The sequence below is a fragment of the Pseudomonas sp. B35(2017) genome, assembly GCF_002113645.1.
In the GTDB taxonomy this organism is placed as follows: domain Bacteria; phylum Pseudomonadota; class Gammaproteobacteria; order Pseudomonadales; family Pseudomonadaceae; genus Aquipseudomonas; species Aquipseudomonas ekonensis.
This window is the reverse complement of record NZ_NEIZ01000025.1, coordinates 23,367-38,882: the sequence shown is the minus strand read 5'-3', so window position 1 is coordinate 38,882 and position 15,516 is coordinate 23,367. Positions and strand designations below refer to the sequence as shown.

The 15,516-nt window shown below is 63.5% G+C and carries 14 protein-coding genes; 5 read left to right on the top strand and 9 right to left on the bottom strand.

Annotated elements, in window-relative coordinates:
• Nucleotides 1-90: 90 nt before the first annotated feature.
• Nucleotides 91-1,014 carry a magnesium transporter CorA family protein gene (locus CAG41_RS26560; RefSeq protein WP_085633822.1) on the bottom strand — a complete coding sequence of 308 codons (924 nt, stop codon included), beginning with the start codon at nucleotides 1,012-1,014 and terminating at the stop codon, nucleotides 91-93.
• Nucleotides 1,015-1,021: 7 nt separating this feature from the next.
• Entirely contained in the window at nucleotides 1,022-2,596 is a 1,575-nt protein-coding gene (locus CAG41_RS26555; RefSeq protein WP_085633820.1) for a RimK family protein, read from the bottom strand.
• A 92-nt stretch (nucleotides 2,597-2,688) separates the two neighbouring features.
• On the opposite strand from CAG41_RS26555, the gene CAG41_RS26550 reads away from it, so the two are divergent.
• The gene (locus CAG41_RS26550; protein ID WP_085641205.1) at nucleotides 2,689-3,789 is read left to right on the top strand and encodes a GNAT family N-acetyltransferase/peptidase C39 family protein; all 1,101 of its coding nucleotides are present in this window, start codon (nucleotides 2,689-2,691) and stop codon (nucleotides 3,787-3,789) included.
• Between the two features lie 200 nt (nucleotides 3,790-3,989).
• On the opposite strand, the gene CAG41_RS26545 is transcribed toward CAG41_RS26550, so the two are convergent.
• The 3 genes from CAG41_RS26545 to lpxO all read right to left on the bottom strand — a co-directional run bounded on the left by CAG41_RS26545 (nucleotide 3,990) and on the right by lpxO (nucleotide 6,647).
• Nucleotides 3,990-5,141, bottom strand: a complete 1,152-nt coding sequence (locus CAG41_RS26545; RefSeq protein ID WP_085586932.1) for a PQQ-dependent sugar dehydrogenase — start codon at nucleotides 5,139-5,141, stop codon at nucleotides 3,990-3,992.
• 51 nt (nucleotides 5,142-5,192) lie between these two features.
• Nucleotides 5,193-5,534 carry a hypothetical protein gene (locus CAG41_RS26540; protein WP_085586931.1) on the bottom strand — a complete coding sequence of 114 codons (342 nt, stop codon included), beginning with the start codon at nucleotides 5,532-5,534 and terminating at the stop codon, nucleotides 5,193-5,195.
• Nucleotides 5,535-5,747: 213 nt separating this feature from the next.
• Entirely contained in the window at nucleotides 5,748-6,647 is a 900-nt protein-coding gene (lpxO, locus tag CAG41_RS26535) for a lipid A hydroxylase LpxO (RefSeq protein ID WP_085586930.1), read from the bottom strand.
• 391 nt (nucleotides 6,648-7,038) lie between these two features.
• Here lpxO and CAG41_RS26530 point away from each other — a divergent pair, with 391 nt between their 5' ends.
• Both CAG41_RS26530 and CAG41_RS26525 read left to right on the top strand, forming a co-directional pair.
• Complete coding sequence (locus tag CAG41_RS26530; RefSeq protein ID WP_085586929.1) at nucleotides 7,039-8,625, top strand: ABC-F family ATPase; 1,587 nt, start codon at nucleotides 7,039-7,041, stop codon at nucleotides 8,623-8,625.
• 741 nt (nucleotides 8,626-9,366) lie between these two features.
• The gene (locus CAG41_RS26525; protein ID WP_085641203.1) at nucleotides 9,367-10,551 is read left to right on the top strand and encodes an MFS transporter; all 1,185 of its coding nucleotides are present in this window, start codon (nucleotides 9,367-9,369) and stop codon (nucleotides 10,549-10,551) included.
• A gap of 142 nt (nucleotides 10,552-10,693) precedes the next feature.
• On the opposite strand, the gene CAG41_RS26520 is transcribed toward CAG41_RS26525, so the two are convergent.
• Together CAG41_RS26520 and CAG41_RS26515 are read right to left on the bottom strand one after the other, a co-directional pair.
• The gene (locus tag CAG41_RS26520; RefSeq protein ID WP_085586927.1) at nucleotides 10,694-11,731 is read right to left on the bottom strand and encodes a dienelactone hydrolase; all 1,038 of its coding nucleotides are present in this window, start codon (nucleotides 11,729-11,731) and stop codon (nucleotides 10,694-10,696) included.
• 236 nt (nucleotides 11,732-11,967) lie between these two features.
• A complete protein-coding gene (locus CAG41_RS26515; protein ID WP_085633810.1) occupies nucleotides 11,968-12,579 on the bottom strand; it encodes an FMN-dependent NADH-azoreductase in 612 nt (203 codons plus the stop codon).
• A 127-nt stretch (nucleotides 12,580-12,706) separates the two neighbouring features.
• On the opposite strand from CAG41_RS26515, the gene CAG41_RS26510 reads away from it, so the two are divergent.
• Nucleotides 12,707-13,615 carry a LysR substrate-binding domain-containing protein gene (locus CAG41_RS26510; protein WP_085641201.1) on the top strand — a complete coding sequence of 303 codons (909 nt, stop codon included), beginning with the start codon at nucleotides 12,707-12,709 and terminating at the stop codon, nucleotides 13,613-13,615.
• Nucleotides 13,612-13,971: an MmcQ/YjbR family DNA-binding protein gene (locus CAG41_RS26505; RefSeq protein ID WP_085586924.1), complete on the top strand. Its 360-nt coding sequence runs from the start codon at nucleotides 13,612-13,614 to the stop codon at nucleotides 13,969-13,971. The genes CAG41_RS26510 and CAG41_RS26505 overlap by 4 nt, the downstream gene beginning before the upstream one ends.
• Before the next feature lie 179 nt (nucleotides 13,972-14,150).
• Here the strand turns inward: CAG41_RS26505 and CAG41_RS26500 are convergent, their stop codons facing one another.
• On the bottom strand, nucleotides 14,151-14,561 hold the full coding sequence (locus CAG41_RS26500; protein ID WP_085586923.1) for a DUF1294 domain-containing protein: 411 nt from the start codon (nucleotides 14,559-14,561) through the stop codon (nucleotides 14,151-14,153).
• Nucleotides 14,558-15,388: an undecaprenyl-diphosphate phosphatase gene (locus CAG41_RS26495; protein ID WP_085707684.1), complete on the bottom strand. Its 831-nt coding sequence runs from the start codon at nucleotides 15,386-15,388 to the stop codon at nucleotides 14,558-14,560. Before CAG41_RS26495 ends, CAG41_RS26500 begins: the two co-directional genes overlap by 4 nt.
• Nucleotides 15,389-15,516: the final 128 nt, after the last annotated feature.

The following is a 15,516-nucleotide window of genomic DNA, read 5'->3' as shown; positions in this document are numbered from 1 at the left end:
ATAATAATGCTCGGCTGAAGAAGCAGTACGGTGCAGGTCATGGGCTGGAAAGTAGCCTGAGGCCGGCTGGCAAGTCAATGGCGGATGCCGTCACCTGGCCAGCCGCCTGAGCCCCAGCAGCATCCCGCCCGCCGCCAGCACCATCGCCCCGAGAAACAGCGGGTACGACACCCACCACGGGGTTCCGGCGGTCATCATGCTGAACTCGGACATCCCGCCGATGCTCGCGATCAGGTTGAGCGGCAGAAACACCACGTTGATCAGCGTGAGCTTGCGCAGCAGGCCGTTGGTGCTGTTGTTCATCAGGTTGCCCCGCGCATCGATCAGCCCGGAAAACACCGTCGAATAGATTTCCGCCTGCTTGTAGCACTGGTTGTTTTCGATGATCAGGTCGTCGATCAGGCCGAGGGCTTCGCTGCCGAAGTGCTGCTTTTCCGCGTGGTTGCGCAGCCGGGTGAGCACCGCGCCGTTGCTGTGCAGGGCGTTGATGTAATAGATCAGGCTTTCGCTGAGGTTGAACATCTGCATCAGGTGCTGGTTCTGCATCGAGGCGTTGAACTTCTGTTGCAGCTCCCGGGCGACCAGTTTGATCACCTTCAGATGCCCGAGGTAGTGATGGATGTTGTTGAACAGCAGATCGAGCAACACGTCCAGCGGCGTGTTCAGCGGCCGCCCCGTGCCCAGGCCGTGCAGCGGCGTGTCGTCGGTGGCGATCACCAGCAATTGCCCCGGTGAGAACAGCAGGCCGCAGGACGACACCTCGAACGCCAGGCTGCCGCCGCCGGCGTACTTCTCGGGGCGTTTCCAGATCAGGAACAGATGGTCCGGGTGGAACTCGATCCGCGAGACCTCGTCCGGGTCCAGCGCCGAGGCCAACGCATGTGCGTCGAGCTTGAAGTGACTGTGCAGCAGATCCCGTTCGGCGGCGTCGGGGTCGCTGAACAGCATGACGTCGGCGTCGAGCCGTTCGACCCGGTGCAACGATCCATGGCTGAGCGCAAAACCGCTGATCATCGGCGCGTCACCAGGCCTGACCGCGGCGCTTGAGTTCCAGGCGCCGCACGAACTCCTCCAGCACCAGCGAATACAGATCGTCCTGCAGATAGGCGTCTTCGATGCCGGCGTCCAGGTTCGGGTTGTCGTTGACTTCGATGACCACCACCTTGTCGCCGGCCTGCTTGAGGTCGACGCCGTAGAGCCCGTCGCCGATCAGGTTGGCCGTCTTCACCGCCAGCTCCACCACTGCCCTCGGCGCTTCGTGGATCGGCAGCGTGCGGCATTCGCCATTGACGTCCTGGCCCTTGGCCTTGTGGTTGTAGATCTGCCAATGGCCCTTGGACATGAAGTACTGGCAGGCAAAGATCGGCTTGCGGTTGAGCACGCCGATGCGCCAGTCGTATTCGGTGTAGAAGAACTCCTGGGCGAGCAACAGCACCGAATGCTCGAACAGTTCGGCGGTGGCCTCCAGCAGCGCCTGCTGGCTTTCGACCTTGATCACGCCACGGGAGAAGCAGCCGTCGGGGATCTTCAGCACCAGCGGAAAGCCGAGGCGCTCGCCGACCCGTTCGAAGTCTTCCGGTCGCTCCTTGTAGAGGATTTCCGTGGCGGGCATGCCCAGCTGATGGCTGCCGAGCAGGTCGGTCAGGTACACCTTGTTGGTGCAGCGCAGGATCGACGCCGGGTCGTCCATCACCACCAGCCCTTCGCTCTCGGCCTTCTTGGCGAAGCGGTAGGTGTGGTTGTCGACGCTGGTGGTCTCGCGGATCAACAGGCCGTCGTACTCGGCCAATCGCGCGTAGTCCTTGCGCTCGATCAGCTCCACGTCGATGCCCATGCCTTTGCCGACCCGCACGAAGTTGGCCAGCGCACGGGCGTTGGACGGCGGCAGCGCCTCTTGGGGATCGTGCAGGATCGCCAGGTCGTAACGGGCCACCTGACGGGAGCGCGGGAGACGCCAGACTTTACGGCTGAAACCGTCCAGGGCATTGGCGAACTGGTCTTCCTGGTCGTCACGCAACTTGTGCAGCGACCCCGACTTGATGCCCTCGATGTGCCAACCGTTAGTTCGCTTGAATTCAACTAACAGGATCGGACACGGAAACACTTCAAACAACTGACGGGCCAGATCCTGTAAGGGTTCAATATGTGTCCGACCAAAGTACAGCGTCAGCGTAAACCCTTCCGTATCGCTGTAGAGATGATGGCTGAGGGCTCTTTCCAGGGTTTTGTCCAGATCCTCCAGCGCCAACCCGTAGAGCGACTTGCGCGTCAGCTCGCTGATGGTCTTCACCGAAGGAATGACCCTGTGCCCACGGGCCTCGGCCAGCAGCGAGCAGTAATAACCGTGCCCCAGGTACTTGTAGCTGCGGCACAGGTTGATCACCTGCACCCGCTTGCCCGGCTCGCTGCCGGGGGTTTGCTCCAGGTATTCCTGGGCGGTGACGATGTCTTCGCTGGGGAAGTAAGAGGCCCAATCTTCCTTGCGCTCGACAATGATCAGCACCCGGCTGGAAGTTGCAACGACCGGATTTAAATAAGTTGCCGCCGGCAAACTTTGCCCGGATACTTCGCGCCAATGACCCTGTACCGCTGACATAGAAATCGATCCGTTGGAGAACAAGACCATTTCTATTAAGCACGAAGTTTTTCGAAAGTCCCGTTTCGTTACGCAACTTTTACGGTGGTCATATGAACCCTGTCTTTCGTCTGGCGACAACCGAAGACCTGCCGGCGCTGATGGCGCTGGAGACGCAATGCTTCACCACGGACCGGCTCACCGCCCGCAGTTTCCAGTGGATGATCACCCGTGCCCACGGGCAACTGTGGGTGGCCACTCACGCTGGGCAATTGGCGGGGTATGCGCTGGTGCTGTTTCATCGCGGCACGTCGCTGGCCCGGCTGTATTCCATCGCCATCGCGGCCTCGGCACGGGGCGCCGGGTTGGGCAAGCAATTGCTGAACCGCATCGAGGCCTGCGCGCTGGAGCATGATTGCGCCTACCTGCGGCTGGAAGTGCGCACCGACAACCCCGCAGCCATCGCGCTGTACGAGCGCAACGGCTATCGGCGCTTTGCGCTGATCCACGATTACTACGAGGACCATGCCGACGCGTTGCGCCTGGAGAAGCGCATCCTTCAGCACCGCGATTCCCGCAGCGTCAACGTCCCCTATTACCGGCAAACCACCGATTTCACCTGCGGCCCGGCCTGCTTGCTGATGGCCATGGGCACGTTGCAGCCCGGGCGGACGCTGGAGCGCCAGGAAGAAGTGCAGCTCTGGCGCGAGGCGACCACGGTGTTCATGACGTCCGGCCATGGCGGCTGCAGCCCGCAGGGGCTGGCGCTGGCGGCGTGGCGTCGGGGCTTTCGGGTGCGCCTGCAATTGAGCATGGCCGGGCCGCTGTTCCTCGACGGCGTGCGTGGCGAGCATAAAAAGGACGTCATGCGCCTGGTGCACGAGGCGTTCATCGCGCAATTGCGTGAGACCGATGTCGAACAGACCGTCGGTTCGGCACTGGACCTGCCCCGTTTGCTGGAGGTTGGCGGGCAACCCCTTGTGCTGATCAGCAGCTACCGCCTGACCCGCTCCAAATCACCGCACTGGGTGATCGTCACCGACTGCGACGAGGAGTTCGTCTACCTGCACGACCCGGATGTCGACCACAGCCTGCATCGCCAGCCCATGGACTGCCAGCATGTGCCGGTCAGCCATGGCGAGTTCGAGAAGATGAGCCGCTTCGGCCGGGGGAAGCTCCGGGCGGCGGTGGTGGTGTTTGCCTGTCAGGAGTAATGCCGGATGGCATGTGCAGTGCGAAATTCCTGTAGGAGCCAGCCTGCTGGCGATAGCGGCCTGCCTGACACACTGATGCCAGATGCACCGCCCTCATCGCGAGCAGGCTCGCTCCCACAGGGGATCTGTGCCGTGCGCAAATCCTGTGGGAGCCAGCCTGCTGGCGATGGCCGGCACCGCCGCTCCCACAGGATACGGGGCTATTTCAGGCCGACCTTGTACAGCGAGCCGTCCGTCTCGTCCGTCAGCACGTAGAGGTAGCCATCCGGCCCTTGGCGCACATCGCGGATCCGCTGTTTCAACTCACCCAGCAAACGCTCTTCGTGCACTACCCTGTCGCCGTCGAACTGCAGGCGGATCAGCTCCTGGCCCACCAGCGCGCCGATGAACGCGTTGTGCTGCCAGGTCTTGAAACGGTCGCCATCGTAGAACGCCAGGCCGGTCACGCCCGGTGACTTTTCCCAGACATGATGGGGGCCGACCGTGCCCTCGGCGGTCTTGCCTTTAGCTTCCGGGATGGGCTGCATCGAATAGTTGATGCCGTGGGTCGCCAGCGGCCAGCCATAGTTCTTGCCGCGCTCGATGATGTTCACCTCATCGCCCCCGCGCGGGCCGTGCTCGTTTTCCCACAGCGTGCCGCTCCACGGGTTGAGCGCCGCCCCCTGCGGGTTTCGGTGGCCGTAGGACCAGATCTCCGGCCGCACGCCGGACTGACCGACGAAGGGGTTGTCGTCCGGCACCTTGCCGTCCGGGTACAGCCGCACGATCTTGCCTTGCAGCTTGTCCAGGTCCTGGGCGGTCGGCCGGTCGTTGTTTTCGCCCAGGGTGATGAATAGGAAGCCGTCGCGGTCGAACACCAGCCGCGAGCCGAAATGGTTGCCGACCGACAGCTTGGGCTCCTGGCGGAAGATCACCTGGAAGTCTTTCAGCGTCTGCATGTCGTCCGAGAGGCGCCCGCGACCGACCGCCGTTCCCGCCTTGTCGCCGGCGCCGCCACCCTCGGCGTAGGACAGGTACACAAGCCGGTCCTCCTTGAACGACGGCGACAGCGCCACATCCAACAGGCCGCCCTGCCCCTTGGCCCACACGCTGGGCACGCCGCCGATCGGCGCAGACGTCTTGCCGTCCGCGCTCACCCGCCGCAGATGGCCGGGGCGCTCGGTCACCAGCATGCCTTGGCCGTCCGGCAGGAACGCCAGCGCCCAGGGGTGTTCGAGGCCTTGGGCGATGGTGGTGACTTGCAGGGTGCCCTGCTCGCTCTGCAGTTCCTTCACGGGCGCAGCGGTCGCCGACAGGGTGAAACTCGCCAATGCTCCGGCGCACAGGCCGGCCAACAGGGTTTTACGCAACATGCACGATTCCTTTTGTTCGCTTGAAGGGCTGACGGAAACGGCCTCCGCCGATCAACGGTTGCTGCCGGTGTCCCGCACCGGCGGATTGGGAATGAACGTGGGCGGTGTGGCCGGCACCGAGCGCTGGGGCTGGCCATTGCCGATGCCACGGTTTTCAAGGGTAGGCGGACGCGGCACCGGAACGGTGTTCGGCCCTTGCAGGGCAGGCGCGCTGGGCTGGGTGCCCTGCATGCTGTTGGGATTGGCCCGGCGGATCGGGCTGTTGTAGGGGTTGTTGCTGTTGCCGGTCGGGCTTTGGGCCAGCAACGGCATGGCAGGCGGCGCAGTGACGTCGGCCTGCGCCAGGCCGCCACTGAGGATCAGGGCGGCGATGCCTGACAGATAACGGTTCATGATCGACCTCGGGGCGCGTGGACTGAAGCGTTCGAGTCCACGCTACGCCGAGGGTTCGGATTTGTTAACCCGTGAGGGACGGGCAACCTGTAACAGGGCGTGATTGCCGTTGAGGGTGGTGTCGGGTTCGTGTCGAACACAACATCAGTGAACGACCCGGAACCTGTGGGAGCGGGCTTGCCCGCGATGGCGTCCGCAAGAACGCCACCGAACTCAGATCAGAATGAAGATCGCCAGCAGACCGCCGAAGATCGCCCACTTTTCCATGTAGTAGCGCGCACGGTTGCGCTTCTTCAGTTCCTTGCCGCGCAGGCGCACCTTGTAGATCTTGGTGAACAGGCGGTTGATCCCGCCGGTGCGGTCGCCCGCGTCGTTCGGCGCGCCGGCCGCCGACATCACGGTGCGGCTGAACCAGCTGTTGAACGCCGCCGCCCAACGGTACTTCATCGGACGCTCGATATCGCAGAACAGGATGATGCGGTTCTGGTCGGTGGTGTTTTCGGCGTAGTGGATGTAGGTCTCGTCGAACATCACCGCTTCGCCGTCGCGCCAGTGGTAGTTCTCGCCGTCGACGTTGATGTAGCAGCCGGCGTCGTTCGGCGTTTCCAGGCCCAGGTGATAGCGGTACGAGCCGGCGTACGGGTCGCGGTGGCGCACCAGTTTGGAGCCCGGCGGCAGTTCGGCGAACATCGCCGCCTTGATAGAACCGATGCTCTGCACCAGCTCTGTGGTGCGCGGGCACAGTTTCATGGCCGACGGGTGGCTGTCGCCGTACCACTTCAGGTAGAAGCGCTTCCAGCCGGTCTTGAAGAACGAGTTGAAACCGACGTCGTCGTATTGGTTCGAGCGCTTGATCTCACCGGCGCGCAGAAGGTTCTGACCTTCTTCGCGGATTTCTTCCCAGTGGGCCTGCAACGGGCTCAGGTCCGGAAAGTCCGCCGGATTGAGGTAAGGCTTGTTGGGCATCTTGGAGAACAGATAAAGGAAGCAATTGACCGGCGCCAGAAACGTGGAGTGGTCGCTCAACTGACGACCGAGCTTGTGGCGCACGCGACCGCGCAGGTGCACGTATGCAATGGAAATGACATATACAGCGGCAATGATGAGTTTCACGGAAATCGTCACACGTCAGAAGTGAACAAACTGCGCGCCCCGAAGGCGTCGGCCAGCGGCCTGCGGCAGTGGTCTGAAAACAAAACAGCGTCCCGATGGCGCATCCTTGAGCCCATGCCGCACCGGGCATTGGGTGAATGGATGGCATTTTAGCCACAGTTTGTAACCAATAGTGAACCTTCATCTGTGAAAAACTGTCCCGCTAAGGCGCCGATCGCGCGAACAAGGCGTGATCGCCCTATCGCTCGCACGGCCAGACCAGTACAATCGCCGCCAAACTTTACAGGCCCCTGGGCTGATGACGGGACGCACCCCGCTTCGGCGTGCTTCGACTCGGGCCCAGCGCACCCGCCGCCTCCTCGCTTTTCAGATTGCCTCGCAGGAAAAACCTTTGATTTCTACAGCTAACATCACGATGCAGTTCGGCGCCAAGCCGCTGTTCGAAAACGTTTCGGTCAAGTTCAACAACGGCAACCGCTATGGCCTGATCGGCGCCAACGGTTGCGGCAAGTCGACCTTCATGAAGATCCTCGGCAGCGACCTCGAACCGTCCGCCGGCCAGGTGATGCTCGAACCGAACGTGCGCCTGGGCAAACTGCGCCAGGATCAGTTCGCCTACGAAGAATTCACCGTGATCGACACCGTGATCATGGGCCACGAAGAGCTGTGGAAGGTCAAGGCCGAGCGCGACCGCATCTACTCGCTGCCGGAAATGACCGAAGAAGACGGCATGGCCGTGGCCGAGCTGGAGACCGAGTTCGCCGAGATGGACGGCTACACCGCCGAATCCCGCGCCGGCGAGCTGCTGCTGGGCCTGGGCATTCCGCTGGAGCAGCATTTCGGCCCGATGACCGAAGTCGCCCCGGGCTGGAAGCTGCGGGTGCTGCTGGCCCAGGCGCTGTTCTCCGATCCGGAAGTGCTGCTGCTCGACGAACCGACCAACCACCTGGACATCAACACCATCCGCTGGCTGGAAAACATTCTCACGGCGCGTAACAGCACCATGATCATCATTTCCCACGACCGGCACTTCCTGAACAGCGTCTGCACCCACATGGCCGACCTGGACTACGGCGAACTGCGCCTGTTCCCGGGCAACTACGACGAGTACATGACCGCGGCGACCCAGTCCCGCGAGCAGCTGCTGGCCGACAACGCCAAGAAGAAAGCCCAGATCGCCGAACTGCAGACGTTCGTCAGCCGCTTCTCGGCCAACGCCTCGAAAGCCAAGCAGGCCACCTCCCGCGCCAAGCAGATCGACAAGATCCAACTGGCCGAGGTCAAGCCATCGAGCCGCGTGAGCCCGTTCATCCGTTTCGACCAGAACAAGAAGCTGCACCGTCAGGCCGTGACCATCGAGCGCATGTCCAAAGGCTTCGACGACAAGGTCCTGTTCAAGAACTTCAGCTTCACCGTCGAAGCCGGCGAGCGCGTGGCGATCATCGGTCCGAACGGCATCGGCAAGACCACCCTGCTGCGCACCCTGATGGGCGAGCTGACCCCGGACGCAGGTTCGGTGAAGTGGACCGAAAGCGCGGAGCTGGGCTACTACGCCCAGGACCATGCCCACGACTTCGAAGACGACGTCACCCTGTTCGACTGGATGGGCCAGTGGACCCAGGGCGAGCAGATGATCCGCGGCACCCTGGGCCGGATGCTGTTCTCCAACGACGAGATCCTCAAGTCGGTGAAGGTCATTTCCGGTGGTGAGCAAGGCCGCATGCTGTTCGGCAAGCTGACCCTGCAGAAGCCGAACGTGCTGGTGATGGACGAACCGACCAACCACCTGGACATGGAATCGATCGAGGCGCTCAACCTGGCGCTGGAGAACTACCCGGGCACGCTGATCTTCGTCAGCCACGACCGTGAGTTCGTGTCGTCCCTGGCCACCCGCATCATCGAACTGAGCCCGAACGGCGTGACCGACTTCAGCGGCACCTACGATGATTACCTGCGTAGCCAGGGTGTGGTGTTCTAAGGGCTGCTGTCAGCCTCAAGCCGCAAGCTGCATGTGATAAGCCCTGTCCTGGTGACAGGGCTTTTTGCATTCTGCGGCCTTGGGATTTTCCTCAGGGGGGCAGTTGTCTGGATCATGCCCTGCGCTGCCCGGACTGCCGCCATCGCTGGCAAGCCAGCTCCCACAGGGATTCCGGTCGCCCACAAGTTCCCGGTAAACCCAAATACCTGTAGGAGCTTGCCTGCAAGCGATGAGGCGCGCACCGCCAACATCTATGGAACTTGGACTGCCGCCATCGCTGGCAAGCCAGCTCCCACAGGGATTCCGGTCGCCCACAAGTTCCCGGTAAACCCAAATACCTGTAGGAGCTTGCCTGCAAGCGATGAGGCGCGCACCGCCAACATCTATGGAACTTGGACTGCCGCCATCGCTGGCAAGCCAGCTCCCACAGGGATTCCGGTCGCCCACAAGTTCCCGGTAAACCCAAATACCTGTAGGAGCTTGCCTGCAAGCGATGAGGCCCGCACTGCCAACATCTATGGAACTTGGACTGCCGCCATCGCCAGCAGGCTGGCTCCTACAGTGGATCCCGGTCGTCCGCAGATCCCGGTACACCCCAAAAACCTGTGGGAGCTGGCTTGCCAGCGATGAGGCCCGCACTGTCGACCTCTTTCGGTCAGTCATATCGTTAGCCTGCTTCCTTTTACCCCGCACAAAAGCCATGATGCCGTATCTCCCACCGCCGCCCGCGAACGAGTCCCCATGTCTGCGCAGCAACCGCCGTCGCAAAGCTCCCTGTCGATCACCCTGCAGATCGTTTCCATCGTCTTCTACACCTTCATCGCCTTCCTCTGCATCGGCCTGCCGATTGCGGTGTTGCCGGGCTACGTCCACGAGCAGCTCGGCTTCAGCGCGGTGATCGCGGGGCTGACCATCGGCTCGCAGTACCTGGCCACCCTGCTCAGCCGGCCGATGGCCGGGCGCATGTCGGACAGCGTCGGCACCAAGCGGGCGATCGTGTACGGCTTGTCGGGGATTGTCCTGAGCGGCGCGCTGACCTTGGTCTCCACGTTGCTGCAGAGCGTTCCGCTGCTGAGCCTGGTGATCCTGATCACCGCCCGCCTGCTGCTCGGCATCGCCCAAGGGCTGATCGGCGTGGGCACCATCAGTTGGTGCATGGGCCAGGTCGGCGCCGAGCACACGGCCCGTTCGATCTCCTGGAACGGCATCGCCTCCTACGGCGCCATCGCCATCGGCGCGCCGCTGGGGGTGGTGATGGTGGCCGATTACGGCTTCGCCAGCCTCGGCATCGCCCTGTCGGCGCTGGCGGCGGGGGCGCTGCTGCTGATCCGCAACAAGCCGTCGGTGCCGGTGGTGCGCGGCGAACGCCTGCCGTTCCGGGCCGTGTTCGGCCGGATCGCCCCCTACGGCGCCAGCCTGTGCCTGGCGTCCATCGGCTACGGCACGCTGACCACGTTCATCACGCTGTATTACCTCAACCGTGGCTGGACGGGCGCGGCCTACTGCCTGACGGTGTTCGGCGTCTGCTTCATTCTGTCGCGTCTGGTGTTCATCTCGGCCATCAACCGTTTCGGCGGTTTTACCTCGGCCATTGCCTGCATGATCATCGAGACCCTGGGCCTGGTGCTGCTGTGGCTGGCGCCTTCCACGCTCACGGCGCTGATCGGTGCAGGGCTGACCGGGCTCGGCCTGTCGCTGGTGTACCCGGCGCTCGGCGTCGAGGCCATCAAACAAGTGCCAGGCTCCAGCCGCGGCGCGGGCCTGGGCGCGTATGCGGTGTTTTTCGACCTGGCGCTGGCGATCGCCGGGCCATTGATGGGCGCGGTGGCGCTGAACCTGGGGTATTCGTGGATTTTCTTCTGCGCGGCGGTGCTGTCGGTGGGCGGACTGGGGTTGACGCTGATGCTCAAACGACGTGCGGCCTGATCTTGCCCTTGTGGGAGCCAGCCTGCTGGCGAAACGGTCAACCAGGCGTTGAATGACAGATGGCTATCGCCAGCAGGCTGGCTCCCACAGGGGACATCGGGGTTTCATTGGTCTGCGGTCTCCCACAGTGGATATCGGGGGTTCATTGGTCTGCGGTCTGCATCCCCGCCCGGCTGGGCCGGCCCAGCACCCGGGAGAAGAACCGCCCGGCCTCGGAGATCAGGTTGCGGTGGATGTCTTCGCGGTCCACACCGTCGGCGTCGGTGCACAGGGCGGGCATGGCGACGATCTGCTCTTCGTTGCACGGCGCCATGAACACGAAGTGCCCGGCCCCGGCCAGCAGCTTGAAGTCCGGCGCGGTCGGCAGCTTGCGCGCCAGGGCGGCGGCGTTCTTGTCGAAGGCCACCAGTTTGTCGCCGTCGCCGCTGTACATCAGCACCGGCACATGCACGTCGGCCAGCGTCTGGCGGCCGAACTTGAGGCTCAGCGGCGCCATCAGCAGCAAGGCATGCACCCGTGGATCCGCCACCGGCTGGAGGTCGTCGCGGTCGACGATCAGCTCGCCCTGGGTGTTGCAGGCGTCGCGGTCGTCCGGGCGCTCCTGGCAATAGCGGCGCAGGCGATCCAGGTCCGGCGTGGCGCCCGAAAGGATCAGCGCCGTCTCGCCGCCGGCCGAATAGCCGATCACCCCGACCTGCTCGGCGTTGACGAACGGCGCGAGCATGCGGTCGCCGAGGGTGGCGGAGATGGCTTCGGAAATCTGGATCGGCCGGCCGTACAGGTTGCTCAAGGTACCGAGGCGGCTGTGGTCCTTGGAGTTGTCGCCGGGGTGGATCACCGCCACCACCACGAACCCCTTGCGCGCCAGCGACGTGGCGAGGTCATGCAGCGCCAGCGGCGTGCCGGTGTTGCCGTGGGACAGCATCAGCATCGGGAAGCGGCCGATGGCGACCTTGACGTCTTCGCCGGCCTCGACCGTGTAGCCCTCAAGCTTGCTGGTGTGCTCTCGGTCGCTGGACGGGTAGAACGCGATGGCGCGCATCGGCTGCAGATCCAGGGGGTCGAGGAAGGTCATCTCGTGGAAGCCGACGCTCCAGCGAGGATGCTGCCCAGGCGCCGCGTGCACTGAGTTCAGGCTGCCGAGCAGGCAAATCAGTAACGTTGCACAAAGACGCATCATGGGATGCCCCACCCTGTGTTACTCAATCGAAAGATCCGTTGCGGTCCGATGCGCGAAACACCGTGGTTTTGGCGTTCCTGCGCGTCGCTGCACTCAGACGTCGAACGTTTGACTGCATAACCCGGGCCAGATTATGTAACAGTCAGAAACAAAAAACTCCGTATTCGGCCCTTGCAGAACCAGAATACAGAGTTTTTTGAGGTTTACCTGAACAGACGCTGTTCTTTACGCAAGCCTTACGCGGCGGCGAACAGTTGCTCGCTGATCTGCGTGTGAGCGGCGTTCATGGCGTTGTTGCGCACTTCCTCACCGTAGGCCAGGCCTTCGGCACGGACGATTTCGATGTCGGTGATGCCGAGGAAGCCCAGCACCAGCTTCAGGTACTCTTCGTGGGCGATGCCGCTGGCCTGGCCGGCGTGCAGACCGCCGGCGGTGGACACGATCACCACTTTCTTGCCGCCGCACAGGCCTTCGGGACCGGCTTCGGTGTAGCGGAAGGTCTGGCCGGCCACGGCGACGCGGTCGATCCACGCCTTGAGCTGGGTCGGAATGGTGAAGTTGTACATCGGCGCAGCGATCACGATGGCGTCTGCGGCTTTGAATTCGGCCAGGGTGGTGGCGCTGAGTTCGGCTTCGTGCTGCTGGGCGGCGTCACGCAGTTCGGCGGTGGTGCCGGCGGCCACCAGGGTGGTCGACGAGAAGTGGCTGATGGCGTCGGCGGCCAAGTCGCGGTAGGTCACCACGGCGCTTGGCTCGGCGGCTTGCCAGGCTTGCACGACTTCCTTGCTCAGCTGACGGGATGCAGAGTTGTCGCCCAGAATGCTCGAATCGATGTGCAGCAGTTTCATGTGGAATCTCCTGGAAAGAATCGCCGATGGCGACGGAATGGAGACAATCCTACAGACGAAACCAATAGATGATTAGACGGTAACAATGCGATAGTTTGTCCCACTGATAGAACAGTCGGATTTCACCATGCAAGACCTCAACGATCTCTACTATTTCGCCAAGGTGGTCGAGGCCGGCGGATTCGCCGCCGCCGGCCGCCTGCTCGGCATTCCCAAGTCGCGCCTGTCGCGGCGGATCGCCGAGCTGGAAGAGCGCCTCGGCGCCCGGCTGCTGCAGCGCACCACCCGCCAACTGAAGCTCACCGCCGTCGGCGAACGCTACCTGCGCCACTGTCAGGCCATGCTGCTGGAGGCGGAAATGGCGGACGAAGCCGTCGCCAGCATGTCCAGCGAGCCCCGGGGCCGGTTGCGGGTGTCCTGCCCGACGGGGCTGGCCCATGAAATGCTGCCGATGGTCATCAGCGATTTCCTGGGCAAGTTCCCCCAAGTGCAGCTGGAAGTGATCCTGCTCAACCGCCGGGTCGACCTGATCACCGAAGGCGTCGACATCGCCCTGCGCGTGCGCGAGCACGGCGACGAAGACCCGATGCTGGTCACCCGCCGTTTGCGTCAGGCGCAGATGGTCGTGGTGGCGAGCCCTTCCTTTATAGAGGGCGTCGAGATCCGGCATCCCCAGGACCTGAGAAACCTGCCGGTGCTCGGCGCCCTGGAACCTGACCGGATGGTGCATGTGCGCCTGCTCGACGAACACGGCAAGAGCTGCGACCTGGCGCTGGAGGCCCGCCTCGGCATCGACGACTTCATCGTGCGCAAGGCTTGCGTGCTGGCCGGGCAAGGCTTCACCCTGCTGCCGATGATGTATTGCGAAGCGGAGCTGAACAACGGCACGCTGGTGCAGTTGCTGCCGGGCTGGTCATTGCCCGGCGGCTGGCTGCAAGCGGTGTATCCGCACCGGCGCGGGGTGATGCCGGCGGTGCGCGCGTGGATCGACCACCTGGTCGAATCGTTCAATGCCTGCGGAGAGCGCCTGTTATGAAACAAGGAAAGATGAGCGAAACGGACGTCGCCGCGTTCTGCCTGACGTTGCCCGGTGTGCGGGAGGATTACAAATGGGGTGGCGTGCGGGTGTTTTCGGTGGCCGGCAACAAGATGTTCGCCTTGCAGGGGCTGCGCGGTGAGTCGCTCGCTTTCAAGGTCGACAAGGATCTGTTCCTCGGCCACTGCGACCGCCCGGGCATCGGCCCGGCGCCGTACCTGGCGCGGGCGCAGTGGATCATCATGCACCCGCCCTACCCGCTGGGCGCCGAGGAACTGCAAGGGTTGCTGCAGCGCTCGCACCAGTTGGTGGTGGGCAAGCTGCCCAAGCGTACGCAGGTCGGGTTGTTGCTTTGATCGGTTGGCGCTTTGGGGCGAGCCCATCGCCAGCAGGCTGGCTCCCACAGGGTTCTGCAGTGACCGCAGACTCTGCGTTCAACAGCCATCCCTTGTGGGAGCCAGCCTGCTGGCGATAGCGGCGACCCATCCAGCCTCGCCGGACCAGGCCGACCGCCGAGCCAAAGGCCAACCACCGCTCAAAACACCGCTGACAGCGCCGCCCCGTAGAACAGCCGGTCGATCCAGAACATCTGGTGCAGCCCCACGATCATCCAGAACACGATCTGGAACGACGCCTTGCGCGTCTTGTGGCGGAACACCTGCTGCGCGATCAGCGCGCCCGGCCAGCCGCCGGCCAGCTCCACCGCGTGCAGGATGTTCTCCGGCGTGCGCCAGGCCTCGTTGCGGGCCTTGCGCTTGTCGCCCCAGTACAGGAAGAACGCCACCGCGCTGACGACGCCGTAGGCCGCCAGCGGGATCAACGAGATCCCGTGCAGCCACATCGACAGCGAGCCGTACAGCGGCAGCGCGCACACGGCCAGGAACACCGCCAGTTTGACCTTCAGGTGCTGGACACCGCCCCCGCGGCGGGCGCGGGGATCGCTCATGGCTTGGCCGACGACCAGTCCACCCAGCCGAACTGCCAGGTCGCCAGGATCACCAGGCCGAACACGATCCGGTACCAGGCGAACGCCGCGTAGCTGTGGCTGCCGATGAACTTGAGCAGCCCGCGCACAGCGATCATGGCGAAGATGAACGCGGTGACGAAGCCGATGGCGAACACCGGAAAGTCCGCCGGCACGAACAGGTCGCGGTACTTGTAGCCCGAATACACCGCCGCACCGACCATGGTCGGCATGGCCAGGAAGAACGAGAACTCGGTAGCGGTCTTGCGCGACAGGCCGAACAGCAGGCCGCCGATGATGGTCGAGCCGGAACGCGAGGTGCCGGGGATCATCGCCAGGCACTGGGCGAAGCCGATCTTCAGCGCGTCCGTCCAGGTGATGTCATCGACCGTTTCGGCGTGCACTTCATGCTGCCGGCGCTCGGCCCACAGCATGACGAAGCCGCCCAGCACCAGCGCAGTGGCCACGGTGATGGGGTTGAACAGGTAATGGTGGATCAGGTCGGCGAAGACCACCCCCAGCACCACGGCGGGCAGGAAGGCGATCAGCAGGTTGGCGGTGAAGCGCCGCGCCCCCGGCTGGGTCGGCAGCCCGACGACCACGTCGAAGATCTTGCGACGAAATTCCCAGACCACCGCCAGGATGGCGCCGAGCTGGATGATGATGTTGAACGCCATGGCCCGTTCGCCGCCGAAGTCGAGCAAGTCGGCGACAATGATCTGGTGTCCGGTACTGGAAATGGGCAAAAACTCCGTCAGCCCTTCTACAACTCCTAGAATCAATGCCTGCAAGGCGGTCCAAAGATCCATCGATCCCCCAAAGAGCGATGCCCGGCGGCATGCCCCGATAATATTTTTTCAATCGTTCACTGCGAGAAGCGTAGCCGCTGCGGTGCGGTGCGCACACGCACAGGATCCACATCAAAGGGTCAAAATTC